Source organism: Methanoculleus sp. (assembly GCF_020696975.1).
GTDB lineage: Archaea > Halobacteriota > Methanomicrobia > Methanomicrobiales > Methanoculleaceae > Methanoculleus.
In genome coordinates, this window is sequence record NZ_JAJGBK010000003.1 from 163,820 (window position 1) to 176,868 (window position 13,049).

A 13,049-nucleotide genomic window follows, 5' to 3' on the forward strand; every position below is an offset into this window, starting at 1 on the left:
ACGGTTACGAGTTCGCGAAGAGGGATCAGGCCGGGCGTTCCGACCTAGACCACCCTGCTCGTCGTCGAGAGTTCGAGGCCCTTCGCGATGATGTGGTAGGGGATCACCCGTTGCGGCACGTCCGCACCCTTGAGTTTCTCGATGGCGAGCGTCCGCTCGAACTCGTTGCCGTGGACCTGGTGCCTGAGGGTGATGAAGATGTCGGCGGCACGCATCATCCGCGCCTCCTCGAAGGGCGTGTGAAGACCGGTGTAGAGGAGGTAGACGATGTTTGCCCCTGCATCGGTGATCCCCCGGGTGTCCTCGAGGACAAATCTGGTGGCCGCATCGATTCCCCGGGCGGCGATCAGCGTGGAGAGGGAGTCCACAACGATCCTCTCCCCCCGCATGGCCCCGGCGAGCGCCGCGGCGTCCATCCCCCGTGCGTCGATCATGTCCTCGTCCGGCACGGTGTCGAGCATAAGGTATGTGCCCGTCTCCTTCCCTGCCTGCCAGAACTGCTGCGCCAGAAGTTCGAGGCCGCTTAAGGGGGAGCCGGAGATGATGATGCGGGCGCCCGGCGGGAACCCCCCGTCGAGCGCAAGGTCCAGGCCGGCGATCCCTGTCGAACGTTTGATGGTGTCTGCCACGTGTATACCCCTATCCGCAAAGATATGGTATGTATACGCCGCTTCTTCTTTAATACTCCTTCGCCGGGCGCGATTACGCGCCGCAGTACTCTTCCCTGAGACGTTTCCGGAGGAGTTTCCAGCCGTTCACCCGGGGGATCTCGGCGGCGAGGATGACCCGGCGGGGGACCTTGTAGCCGGCGAGCCGTTCGCGGGCGAAGGCAATGATCTCGTCGGGCGATATGCTGTTTCCCGCAGGGACCACCACGGCCACCGGCACCTCTCCCCGGTGCTCGTCGCCGCACCCGAAGACCGCCGCGTCACGGACGCCCGGGTGCTGGACCAGGACGTCCTCGACCTCGGTCGGGTAGACCTTCCAGCCCGACATGACGATCATGTCCTTCTTCCTATCGGTGATGTAGAGCATCCCCGCCTCGTCCAGGTGACCGACGTCCCCGGTCAGGAACCAGCCGTCGGGGAGGAAGGCGACGGCGGTCTCCTCGGGCATCTGCCAGTAGCCGAGCGCCACCGCCGGCCCGCGGAGGGCGATCTCGCCGTCCTCGCCGACCGCAAGCTCCCGGCCGGGGTCGTTTGCGTCGACGATCTTCACCTCCGAGAACCCGACCGGTGTCCCGACGCTCCGGAACTCATCGGCTGTCGCGTAGTGCTCGGGGCGGATGGCGGTCCCGGTCCCGACGACGACCGTCTCGGAGAGGCCGTAGGCGTTGACGATGGGGATACCGAACCGCTCGTGGAAGGGTCTCCAGACCCCGGGGGTCAGGGGGCCGCCGCCGCTGATCATCGCCCGTGCGGTCGAAAGCGCCGTCTCGGTCCCCGGCGGGGTCTGGATGAGGGAGTGGATCACCGGCGGCATCCCGGCGACGATCGTGGCCCGGTACTCCCGGGCGAGGTCGAGGTAGCGGTCGAGGTCGAACCGCTCCATGACGACGTAGGTCCCGCCGGCCCGGAGGGTGGCGATCCCCCAGCTGATGCCGACGTGCCCCATCGGGTAGATCCCGAGGTAGACGTCGTTCTCGGTGATCCGCAGAACGTCCCGCTCGGCGTCCATCGCCGCGATCCAGTTGCCGTGGGTGAGCATGGCCCCTTTCGGCTTTCCTGTGGTGCCGCTCGTGTACTGGATCTGGCAGAGGTCGTCGAACCGGCAGTGGACGGCTCGGAGGTCCGCCGGTGAGCGGAGGAGGTCGGTCCAGGGCGTGGCGCCGGTGGCGCTCTCTTCGCCGACGACGATGACATGCCGGAGCGTCGGCGCCTGATCCTGGATCCGACCGACGAGGGCCGCACCCTCGACGTCGGTGATGACGACCGCAGCCCCTGCGTCACGGACGGCGTAGAGGACCTCGCTCTCCCGGTAGACCCGGTTCGTCGGGACCGCGACGGCCCCGATCCGCCAGAGGGCGAGATAACTCACCAGGTACTCCACCGAACTGTCGAGGTAGATGCAGACCCGCTCCCCGCGCCCGACCCCGAGGTCAAGGAGGCCGCGTCCCGCCCGGGCGACAAGGTCCCGGAGGTCGGCGCGGGTGTAGGACTCACCCCGGGAGGGGATGACGAGAGCGGTTTTTGTGGGGTTACAGGCGTTGGCATCGAGAAATGTGGTACAGTTCGGCATGGGGGGACTCCGTGTTGCAGGGTTGCACTTTGATGTATATGCTTGTTCATGGGGGTGTAAATAGGTTGCCCCGGGGAAGAATCCGTCGCAGATCGCCGCAGGGAATATCCCCGGTCCGGCCTCCTGCCGATCCTGGCGCATCCAAAACGATCCGCCGAAAGAAACGCAAAGGCCAAATCTCACGGCAAAGAATGCTTCTTTGAGACTGCTCATCATGCTTTTCAACCTTTTGACCCGCGCAGTGCCTGGATTTGTAATTCTGGCCCTGCTCCTCGCCCTCGTCTCTCCGGCATCCGCCGGCCTCTACACCGACTCGTGCGGGATGGTATGGACGGACGCCGCCGCCCCGTTCGAGCGAAACAACGAGACGGCCTACAACGAGGAACTGATGGCGTCCTATGCGCCCGTCATGGCGAACCTGACGGAGGTCCCCGATCTCAGCAACCTCTCCTGGAGCGACGCCTTCCGCGAGACGTGCGCCTATATGAAAGAGCGCTACGCCTTCACGGAGTGGCGCGGCGTCGACTGGGATGCGCTGTATGCGGCGTATGCGCCGAAGATCGCGGAGGCTGAGAGGAACGAGGATAACGCCGCATACTACCGCACGCTCCGCGAGTTCGTGTACGCTATCCCGGACGGGCACGTCCTGGTCAGTTCTCCCGACGACTTCGGGGCGAAGCATGCCGATATAGGCGGGGGCTACGGGCTCGCCGTCGCACGGCTCGATACCGGCGAGGTGATCGTGACCTACGTTGCGGAGGGGAGCGAGGCTGAGCGGGCGGGGGTCCGGTTCGGCGACGAGATCGTCTCCTGGAACGGCCGGCCGGTTGGGGAGGCTATCGATGCGACCTCGATCATCTGGACCCCGATCAAGCCCTCGACCGCGGAAGGCATCCTCCTCCACAAACTGCGGTTCCTGACCCGGGCACCGGTCGGCACCCCGGCGGAGATCGGCATCGCCGGCCCGTTTCGCACGGTCAACCTGACCGCGACGGACGACGGCTACGAGACCCTCGCCCGGACGAGCATCTTCCTCGGCCGCGAGGTGAACGACGGAGTGGCCGGATCGTCGGCGGAACTCAGGGCGATGATCGCGAACGAGACCGTGACCACCCGGACCCTCCCCGGAGGGGTCGCCTACATTGCGGTCTACGAAGAGTCCTATGATGTCTACCAGCCCTTCAAGGCGGCGGTGGAGGGTGCGATCGCGAACGGTGCGCCCGGTATCGTCATCGACCTCCGGTTCAACCGGGGCGGGGACGACAACCTGGCCGCCGCCTACGCCGGGGGGTTCGTGAACCGGTCGGTCTTCTATGAGTACGGCACCACCTACGACCCCGGGACGGGGGAGCAGGCGGTCCTCTGGGAGTCGTGGGCGCAACCCCGGCCCGACGGCTACACGGGCCCGGTCGCCCTCCTCGTCAGCCCCTACACCATCAGCTCGGGCGAGGGCCTCCCGAAGGTCTTTGCGGAATCCGGAACGGGCGCGATCGTCTCGTGGTACGGGACGAACGGGGCGTTCGGGATGGAGTCGATGGGGCCGGTGCTTCCCCCCAGGATCATGACAGCCTTCCCGCAGGGGGCGTCGCTCGACGAGAACGGCCGGATCCAGGTCGACAGCAACGCATCGCTGGTCGGCGGGGTCGCCCCGACGGTGCGGGTGCCGCTCGACCGGGATACCCTGGCGCGGGCGATGGCCGGCGAGGACGTCCAGCTCGCGTACGCGGTCGAGTGGATCCGGGCGCAGGCGGGGGAGACGACCGCGGAGCCTTCGGCGGTGCCGGCACAGGCGGCGGCCGGGTGGGCGGTCGTGCTCGGGGCGATTGCGGTTGTCGCTGTCTGGTACGGCCGGCGGTGAAGGGGGGGAGTTCTCCCACCTTTGCCGTGCGGGAGCAAGATTGATCAAACTGATATTCACCGATATGCCATCCCGACGGTTGGGATAGTCTGCCCCGGCGGCGTTCACCGCCGGAGTTCTCGTCACCTTCCTTCAAAGATCTCGGGTTCAAGACCTTCCAGTTTGTCTACCGTGATATCGTAGTCCTCGATGGACTTCGGCGTATCCGTCTTCGGCCGCACATGCAACGTTCGGTGAACCTTCGCCGAAGAATACTGCCCGCTCTTTGAGTTGTGTGTCCACCAGAACACCTTACATACCTCCATACTGCCTTCCGGACGGGCAGATGAGCTGTCGTTCTCGAATAAGGTGGTGAGAGCCCTACGGATGCTCTCTGCATCCTCTGCCGAAAATCCGGTCTTTTCTGCGAGCTGGCAGTTGATGCTCCCGTAAAACACGTACACTCCGAAGTCCACGCGGTACTTCATACCCATGGTGTCCGACGCCTTCTTAGCGCCCGGTACGCTGTTCACGCTCTTCGTAATCTGTGTGGCCGTTACGTCGACTGTGTCCACACTGAATGCCGGATGAATCGAAACCGGGCCGCGGATGCCGATGGATGCATCGTCCCCTTTGAAGGCAAACAGTTGGCCAAAACTTCGGACGTCGAGCCACTCGTTGCAGGCAATCTCCTTTGCCTTTTCCGCGTCCTTCTTCTTGACCGCGTCAGCAAACGGCTTGCAGGCATCCGCCCGCTCCTTCAGACTCTTAAACCCGTCATCGCTGCGATCGTCGGACTTCACGAAGATCGGCTGCCCCATATCCTGCATCCGGTTCCGAATCTTCCGTTTCAGACAAACGTCCGATATCTCGCCGCACCCATCATAGTTTTCGCGCGGTCTGTTCCCGTTCAACGGGTCTCCGTTCGGGTTGGCGTTCTTCACCGAAACGACAACTGCAAAATCGATCTTGTTCTCAAGGTTCGTCATGGTTCTAACACTCCATTGTTCTTCGCGTTTTCCGCCTTTTTCGTCTTCATTATCTGGTATTCCGTCTCAAACTGGTTCATCTGACTCTGATACCCAAGAAGATATGTGGGACCAAGCGGTTCGCCGGTAAACCCGCCGGAACTCTGCAGTGCATCCATCACGGAGTTCATCCCTGCCTCACATCGGTTTCCGAAAGATTCCGGGCCTTTGGTTCTGAACCTGCTCATATACGGGAGAAGTTTCTGATACAATAGATCCCACGTTTTATCAGGGCGTTTTCGGAACTGCAACATAAATCGCTCCGCATTCGTCTGCCGCGCGTCCGCTCCACCTAGATATAACGAGTACTCTTCGATCTTTCTTGCATAGGCAAGCAGCCGGCCGAAGAGATAACTGCGGTCAGTCTTCGTCAAATCCAGCTCCACTCTCCATACCTCCTTGTATCCCTCAAATTCCGCTCGATCGTTCATTCTATCGTTGTAGTACTTCCGGGTTAGCGCACAGGCGACCCCGAGAGTACGGTTGAACTCCCACTTCTCCATCGCAAACGGGCGTGAAGCCCGCATCGAAGTTGCTTCCACGAGATCCCATGGGAGGGGTTTCCCGTCGACAATACAGGGGAGCAACCGTTCTACCGTCGTTTTTTTGAGTTTTTCGTTCAGTCCGGGACCATATGCTGCAACTGCGATGTCTGCAGGGGACGGAGCACCACGGAACCGTATCCACCTACCCTCGTCGTCAGCGTCCCGGTAGAACCGGAAAAGCGGATACCAGGCGCATGTCGTGTGCCACCGCAGAATCCGTTTTAGAAACTCCGATCCCGTTAGCTCGCGGTAAAAGGTGAGTGATAGGCGTCCCTGCAGCCCGTTTGTGGAGTCAAGGCCTATAACTGTCACATTGGAACTGTCATTCAGCTCCGCTGAGTAGCCTGCCACCGCTTTATTCAGGCGGGATGCGAACTCTTCCCGGGTTTCGGGGGTTGCATCCGGATCATGCATCAGATCATCCCAGAGATCGACACCGTCCCCACAGATCGGCGGGAGTGGTTCGTCCCTCGTGCCCCAGGCAACGATTACCTGATCTCCGTTGCGGTAACCCTGCTTTGCAACCAACCATTTCAAGGCGTTTACAGACTTCTGTGACGCCTCATAACTCAATGTCATCGCCTGATCGGGGGAGACGAACCTCCCCCTGAATGTAAATCCTGTGCCATCGTTGGAAGAGATGATCTTTGCCCGGTCACCCGCATTCCGGATCTTTCCTGCACTTTTGCGGGAGACCGGAACATCTGTCCTCCCCGTAACGTAGCAGGTACCGGTATTCGAGAGCGTACGTGTATGGTACGCGATGAAACGCTCTCGGACCTCGTTGTTCATCCAGACGCGGGAGTCGGGCAGCCCAGTAATCTCAACACAGAACCTGACAAACGCATCCGCCGGGTGAGCCGTCTGCCGGAACAGCAACGGTTTTTCTTCATCGGCCCCGGTCCATTTCTCCATAATGTCGCCGGACTCAGAGAGGTAGAGCACCTTCGTCGAAACCAAGTCGGCTACCATCGTTCTCTTCCGAACATATGACAGCACTGCCTGGATCATTGAGTGGGAGTATGGAGAATCGCACCACCGCTGCAGATTGGCTGTATACTCATCACATCCGCTCTCCTTGTCCCGAACATACGTGGAATAGTCCCCTGCCACATATTGAAGTTTGTCAAACAATGGATGTGGCTCAAGCCCGCTTGTCCTGTTCGCCGAGTCTTCGGTGCAGGGGATGATCGTAAATGCCTCGTTTTCACCATTGACCCTGTCGTTATCCAACGCCCGTGCCGACCGGAAGTTGCCGTCTGCATCGAGGACGATCTCGATCTGGGCATACTGCGTCGTGTGCCCGATCGGAAGCAGATCTTTCTCCGTACTTGCGTTCAGCACACCGGCACTGCAGTTGTCGTACGTCTCGCAGAGTCGGGAGATCCAGCTCACTGCATCCCCTCCTCGTCGGCAAGACAGAGGCTTTCTCCCGGAGCAAACTTCTTCGGATGCTGAGATTTGATCTCACGGATGACCGGGCACTCCTCCGGGCGGATGAACTCGACGATACCATGCCGCATAACCGGATACCACATGCGGGCGGAGAATTTTCCATCGCCGCTCTCGTCAGGATAGGTGAACCCATGAAACATCAGTCCGAACGCAAGTTCTGGACAGTCGTCATAGGCGCCCTCTCCTTCTCCCCATGCACAGGGCTCGACATACCCCTGGCACTCGCGTGTCCCAAGGAAGACGTCCCGTCTCCCTCCCCGGGCGATCATCCGCGTTGCCATGGCGTAATGCTTGTTTTCGTTCCGGTCGCAGGCAAGCTCGGGCCGGTGCGGGTTCCACTCAAAGTGGGCCTTCACCTGATACTCCACGTCTGCGAGGTAGGTGTAGATCGAGAGATCGTTTCCACCCTGATACTTGATCGGACGGATACCCTTCGACTGGGTCTGAATCATCTTCATCACCCTGACGGAGTCGATCACCCACATGATCGTCGGTTTCCAGTAGACACTCTCCAGAATCCCCTTCAGTGCCTGGTACGTGGGAATCTGATAGCTGAACTTTTCGCCGCCGATCTTGGTTAGTGGATCGGTGAATAGACCGAACTTTCCGAAAGCCCGAAACTCAACGCTGTTTGGATACTCCACGTTCTTTTGCCGCCCTCCTCTTTATCCTTCTAAGATAACGGGTTCATTATCGGTGAGCGGGGTGATGCCGTAGTCAGAAGAATAATACATTTCAACAAGTGCTAGAACGCCGGTATCCCCGATCGAATATATCCCGTTATCGAGTGATTGAACTTCGTTTTTATAAAGGTTTACCGAATATTGTTGCGCCTCCTTCAGCAGTTCTGCTGTTGCGGGGAGGTGAGATGTCGTTGCCAGTTCCTGAATGATCTCTTTGCCTCTTCCATACGGCACGAGAACGCTTACCGTATCCTGATCAATTACCGAAAATTGACTCCCACTTGAGGCGAATGCCTGGCGGAACGGATACCAGAGGCGGCACTTGAAACGGTACTCATATGCCGTCACTCCTACCCTGTTCTGGGAGAGAAGATCGAAGAGCGTGACATCGGTTGGAAATTTTGAGTTCTTCTTAGATACCGGATACTGCATCTCTTTCTTCTGCACCTCATAGTAGTAGAGGTAATACCTCGCCAGTGCCCTTGGCGAGAGGAGATCGCAGTCAAACTGTGTAGGGTCCGCTGCATAATCACGCAGAACCCGCGCCGTCTGCTGTTGGCCTATTTTTATCTCCGGCAAGCGAGAGAGATCCTCTTCGGAACTGTTGACGATGAACACATCACGGCGCGCATCTTCGCCGTGCCGGTTGCACCTCCCGGCCGCCTGGGCGATGCTGTCGAGCCCTGCAAGGGAGCGGATCACGCAGTTAAACGAGATATCGATCCCTGCTTCAATGAGTTGAGTGCTGATGCAGATCACCGGCTTTCGGGCTTCTAGTTCCTCGTTCAGTTGTGCAAGTTTTGCCCTGCGGTGTGCCGGACAGAGTGCGGTGCTCAGGTAATGGAGGGAGCAGGAGGGATATCGGCGCTTGAGCGCGGCATACAGGTTCCTTGCCGCCTTCTTGGTGTTCATGATGACCAGAACGCTGGTATTGATTCGCTGCTGTTCAAGGGCGAAATCGGCAAGCGCCGATGCCGAATAGCCGCCGGGAATACAGGCGTTATGGATGGTTGTTCGCCGGAACTTTCCAAATAACTCTTCATAGTCCGGGACAAGGTTCTCCGGCGGGGCACATCTGACGGGCACCCCGACGTTCGAGCCGGGCTGGGTTGCAGTACAGAGAATGATTGTAGCACCGCATACCTCGGCAAGAAAGTTTAACGCCGCGTTGAACATGTCGAGGCACTTTATCGGGATCGTCTGGACTTCGTCGAAGACGATAATGCTGTTTGCAAGGTTATGCATCCGCCGGACTGATTGGGTCTTCCCGAGGAACAGCGTGTTCAGGAGCTGCACTGTCGTCGTCAGGATGATCGGCACATCCCACCGTTCGGTGAGCAGACTGCGTCGGTCCCCTTCGTCGGGTTCGGCAAGGCCTTCGTCTTCAGGCTCCTGGATCAGGTTGGAGTGGTGTTCAAGGATGAACCGATCCTTTTTGAGACTTTTGTGGACAACGTCCGCGTTCTGATCGATGATGGTGGTGAACGGTATTGCATAGATAATCCTGCGCTTTTTGTGGAGGATCGCATGTTGCAGGGCGTAGCGGAGGCTTGCAAGTGTTTTTCCCCCGCCGGTCGGGACACAGAGCCGGTAGATGCCGCCGGGATACACCGCAGCCTGCTTGCAGGCATCCGAAATCCCGGCACGGAGGCGATCGATCTCGCGGTCTTTGCGCATCTTCGTACTGAGATACTGTTCGAGGTTGTCTGCAAGCTCCCGCCAGGTTGTTTCGAGTTCGTAGTCCGGGTCCTGCGTCGCCAGTCCTGCCTTAAAACAGTAGGCATCGTATCGATCGGCATCGATAACACAGCTGAGGAGATATCGCGCAAAAAGGGCGAAATAAAAAGGTTGTTCCAGCTTGATGCCCTCTCGCCGGCGGATCGGTTCGAGAATCAGTCTGGTCTCCTCGACGGCTTTCTGAAAGAGGGCATCGAGGCTCTCTGTTGCGATACATTCGGACTCAAAGTTCGTTATACTCTCGTTGTATCCGACGTCCTTGTCCGGGTACAGGCGGGAGTGAAATCGATCAAGTCCGCTGGTGTCGATACAGTCGATGAGGCCGCTGTGATGGGAGCAGATTGCAAGGGCGACCACCTGGGCCGTGCAGGCCTGGTAGACGTCCGTGGACTTACTGTATCTGTCAACGATGTACCTGGCCCCTGCGGATGTGTGATTGATCTTCCCCCGGAGGCGCGTGTCACCTGAAAGAAGATATGCCTGGAACTCTTGTTTTGCTTTTCCGGCATCATGAATCAGGCCACAGAGTTCTGCAAGATGCGGACACCCGATAGCCCCGCCGTATGTTTTGCAGAGGGCGGAGACGGTTGAGCAGTGTTCCTGGAGCGTCTGCTCTCTATTGGTTGTAGAATCGTAGCGAGCAAGGTACATGAGCGGTCACGTCTGTTGATAGGTTCTTATAATGTGACTTATAATAATGCCTTATCGGGATCAGGACTTCTATGGACCCTGACGACTACCTCCTGCTCAGTGGCATCCAGCATTTCGCGTTCTGTAGACGACAGTGGGCGCTTATCCACATTGAGCAGGTGTGGAAGGAGAACGTGCTCACCTTTGGCGGCAGGCAGATGCACAGGAATGCGGACGATCCTTTCTTCACAGAGAGTCGGGGCGATGTGCTGATCTCGCGGAGCGTGCCTCTGGTCTCCCACACGCTGAAGATCTATGGTGTTGCGGATGTGGTGGAATACCATTGTTCGGATTCGGGGATCGTGATCCCCGGACGGGAGGGACGCTGGACCGTCGTGCCGGTGGAGTACAAGGCAGGGAAGCGAAAGCCGGACGACCGCGACGAGGTGCAACTGTGCGCTCAGGCGATCTGCCTTGAGGAGATGTACCTGACGGGGATTGAATACGGGTATCTGTACTACGGCAAAACCCGGCGGCGGACTGAGGTACCCCTCGACGACGAACTTCGCAGACGGGTGGCGGAGTTAGTCGCCGGGATGTATGCGCTCTACGATGCGGGCACCACTCCCCCGGCGGTTCTGCTGCCGCACTGCAAAAACTGTTCTCTTGTCGAGCTCTGCATGCCGGCCGTCTCGTCCCGCAGGCGTTCGGTGGACCGCTACCTTGCCGCCCGTATCAGGGGGGATGATGCATGAGAAAACTCCTGAATACCCTGTACGTTACCAACCCTGACTCCTACCTTTCGAAAGATGGGGAAAATATCGTCGTTTCCGTTGAGCGAAAGGAGATTGGACGAATCCCCATTCACAATCTGGAGGGAGTCATCTGTTTTGGATTTATGGGAGCGAGTCCGGGCGTGATGGAGTTATGTGCATCTCACCATGTGGGTCTTGCATTTGTGTCGCCGTACGGGAAGTATCTCGGACGGGTTTCAGGTCGTGTATCCGGAAACGTGCTGCTCCGCAAGCGGCAGTATCTTCTTTCGGACGATGAGGGAGCCGCGGCGCGGATTGCGATGAACTGTGTGCTCGGAAAAATGCTGAATTGTCGGAGCGTTCTCCTCCGGTTTGGCCGCGACTACCCTGAGAAGATGTCGCCCGCATTTTCAGAGCGTCTTCAATGGCTGACGGAGGGTGTTCGCCAACTGAGGGAGGCGCCGCCCGATACGCTGAACGAACTCCGGGGCCGCGAAGGGATTCTGTCGAAGTGTTACTTTGATTGTTTCGACGATCTGATTCTATCGCAGGATCCTGCATTTGCGTTCGAGTTCAGGAGCAGGAGACCTCCGCTGAACCGGATGAATGCTCTATTGTCGTTTATCTACACACTGATCGCGGTGGATTGTGCTTCGGCTCTCGAATCCGTGGGGCTTGATCCGCAGGTGGGTTTTCTCCACCGCGCCCGGCCGGGACGGATGAGCCTTGCGCTGGACCTGATGGAGGAGTTCCGGCCGTATCTCGGAGACCGGTTCGTGTTGAGTCTGATCAATAACCGGGCTGTTGCAGCAGATGATTTCGTGATGAAGGAGAACGGGGCGGTTATCCTGACGGATGCAGGGCGGAAAAAAGTTCTTGCGGCGTGGCAGCGACGGAAGGCCGAGGAGGTTATGCACGGATATCTGGACGAGCGGATTTCAGTCGGTCTTCTGCCGTATGCACAGGCAATGCTGCTGGCCCGGCACCTGCGAGGGGATATCGACGGGTATCCACCGTTCGTGATGAGGTGAAAGTGGTGTTCGTTCTGGTAACATACGATGTAAATACCGAGACTCCGGAAGGGCGGCGCAGATTGCGCACAGTCGCGAAGATATGCACGAATTACGGGACGCGCGTGCAGAATTCGGTCTTTGAGTGTGTGGTCGATTCGGTTCAGTTAATGGAGATGAAAGTTCGGATCGGTGACGTCATCGATCCTGCGATTGACAGCATACGGTATTATAACCTGGGGAAGCACGGTCGGGATCATGTGGAGCATGTGGGGGCAAAGCCCGGGTTGAATGTCGAGGATGTGCTGATCTTGTAGCGACGATTTCAGGGGTGTCGCGAAGGTGAAGTGCCCATGCTTTCCCGGGGAGGTTCGCGATCCGGCAAATCTCAACTGTTTGCCTAAATAGAGGATTTTCCTCATATTTTCGAGGCATATCATGGCGTGGTATAGGGGGCTAGTTGTGTAGAGTGTTGATTTTTTTATTCAGGGGTGCTTTATGCCTTATTTCGATTCTTTTCTGGATATGATGGCACTAATACGGCGTGAAGCCGGTAAAGATATTTGTTCTCTGATATATAGTACAGAGTCGTGCCTCACGCAGGCACGTGGATTGAAATTGAGTCGTATCCATCAGCACAATGTTCTGGAGAAGTCGTGCCTCACGCAGGCACGTGGATTGAAATGTCGTCGGCGGCGCAGGATTTCCCACTCCCTGAGCGTCGTGCCTCACGCAGGCACGTGGATTGAAATACGGTGACCGGCTGCTCGTCAGGGGCGGGGCAGTCGTGCCTCACGCAGGCACGTGGATTGAAATCGGGGCTCGCATGATTGCCCCGACCCGGCATCCGGTCGTGCCTCACGCAGGCACGTGGATTGAAATAGGGGGCGGATGGCGAGGATGCCCGGTACGATGGTCGTGCCTCACGCAGGCACGTGGATTGAAATTATCGAAGGAAGAAAGAGAGAGTGTCCTAAATTGTCGTGCCTCACGCAGGCACGTGGATTGAAATTCCGATCTCAGCGTCGCAGTAGAGATCAAGGGTATGTCGTGCCTCACGCAGGCACGTGGATTGAAATACCTACGGATGGGGCATCATGCAGTTCGTACGGTCGTGCCTCAAGCAGGCAC

10 protein-coding genes and 1 CRISPR repeat array are annotated in these 13,049 nt (G+C 58.6%); of the genes, 4 read left to right on the top strand and 6 right to left on the bottom strand.

The features are described from left to right. Positions 1-44: 44 nt before the first annotated feature. Together QZ650_RS01105 and QZ650_RS01110 are read right to left on the bottom strand one after the other, a co-directional pair. Positions 45-629, bottom strand: a complete 585-nt coding sequence (locus tag QZ650_RS01105; RefSeq protein WP_292520141.1) for an ATPase domain-containing protein — start codon at positions 627-629, stop codon at positions 45-47. A 73-nt stretch (positions 630-702) separates the two neighbouring features. Then, complete coding sequence (locus QZ650_RS01110) at positions 703-2,238, bottom strand: AMP-binding protein (protein WP_292520139.1); 1,536 nt, start codon at positions 2,236-2,238, stop codon at positions 703-705. 241 nt (positions 2,239-2,479) lie between these two features. Here QZ650_RS01110 and QZ650_RS01115 point away from each other — a divergent pair, with 241 nt between their 5' ends. Further along, positions 2,480-4,096, top strand: a complete 1,617-nt coding sequence (locus QZ650_RS01115; protein ID WP_292520137.1) for a S41 family peptidase — start codon at positions 2,480-2,482, stop codon at positions 4,094-4,096. A 122-nt stretch (positions 4,097-4,218) separates the two neighbouring features. Here the strand turns inward: QZ650_RS01115 and cas7c are convergent, their stop codons facing one another. The 4 genes from cas7c to cas3 are packed head-to-tail and all read right to left on the bottom strand — an operon-like array spanning position 4,219 to position 10,174. Continuing rightward, positions 4,219-5,064 (bottom strand): type I-C CRISPR-associated protein Cas7/Csd2, encoded by an 846-nt coding sequence (cas7c, locus tag QZ650_RS01120; RefSeq protein ID WP_292520135.1) that lies wholly within the window; start codon positions 5,062-5,064, stop codon positions 4,219-4,221. Then, positions 5,061-7,043: a type I-C CRISPR-associated protein Cas8c/Csd1 gene (cas8c, locus tag QZ650_RS01125; RefSeq protein WP_292520133.1), complete on the bottom strand. Its 1,983-nt coding sequence runs from the start codon at positions 7,041-7,043 to the stop codon at positions 5,061-5,063. Before cas8c ends, cas7c begins: the two co-directional genes overlap by 4 nt. Continuing rightward, entirely contained in the window at positions 7,040-7,747 is a 708-nt protein-coding gene (gene cas5c, locus QZ650_RS01130) for a type I-C CRISPR-associated protein Cas5c (protein WP_292520131.1), read from the bottom strand. Before cas5c ends, cas8c begins: the two co-directional genes overlap by 4 nt. A 21-nt stretch (positions 7,748-7,768) precedes the next feature. Continuing rightward, positions 7,769-10,174, bottom strand: coding sequence for a CRISPR-associated helicase Cas3' (cas3, locus tag QZ650_RS01135; protein ID WP_292520129.1), 2,406 nt, complete (start codon positions 10,172-10,174; stop codon positions 7,769-7,771). Positions 10,175-10,245: 71 nt separating this feature from the next. Between cas3 and cas4 the strand changes: the two genes are divergently transcribed. From cas4 to cas2, 3 genes are read left to right on the top strand one after another with little or no spacing between them, the layout of a single operon-like run. Next, positions 10,246-10,908, top strand: a complete 663-nt coding sequence (cas4, locus tag QZ650_RS01140) for a CRISPR-associated protein Cas4 (protein ID WP_292520127.1) — start codon at positions 10,246-10,248, stop codon at positions 10,906-10,908. Then, positions 10,905-11,939: a type I-C CRISPR-associated endonuclease Cas1c gene (gene cas1c / locus QZ650_RS01145; protein ID WP_292520125.1), complete on the top strand. Its 1,035-nt coding sequence runs from the start codon at positions 10,905-10,907 to the stop codon at positions 11,937-11,939. The genes cas4 and cas1c overlap by 4 nt, the downstream gene beginning before the upstream one ends. A gap of 5 nt (positions 11,940-11,944) precedes the next feature. Further along, positions 11,945-12,235 carry a CRISPR-associated endonuclease Cas2 gene (gene cas2, locus QZ650_RS01150; RefSeq protein ID WP_292520123.1) on the top strand — a complete coding sequence of 97 codons (291 nt, stop codon included), beginning with the start codon at positions 11,945-11,947 and terminating at the stop codon, positions 12,233-12,235. Between the two features lie 270 nt (positions 12,236-12,505). Beyond that, positions 12,506-12,997: direct repeats of the CRISPR family, unit length 32 nt; unit sequence GTCGTGCCTCACGCAGGCACGTGGATTGAAAT. The last annotated feature ends 52 nt before the right edge of the window (positions 12,998-13,049 follow it).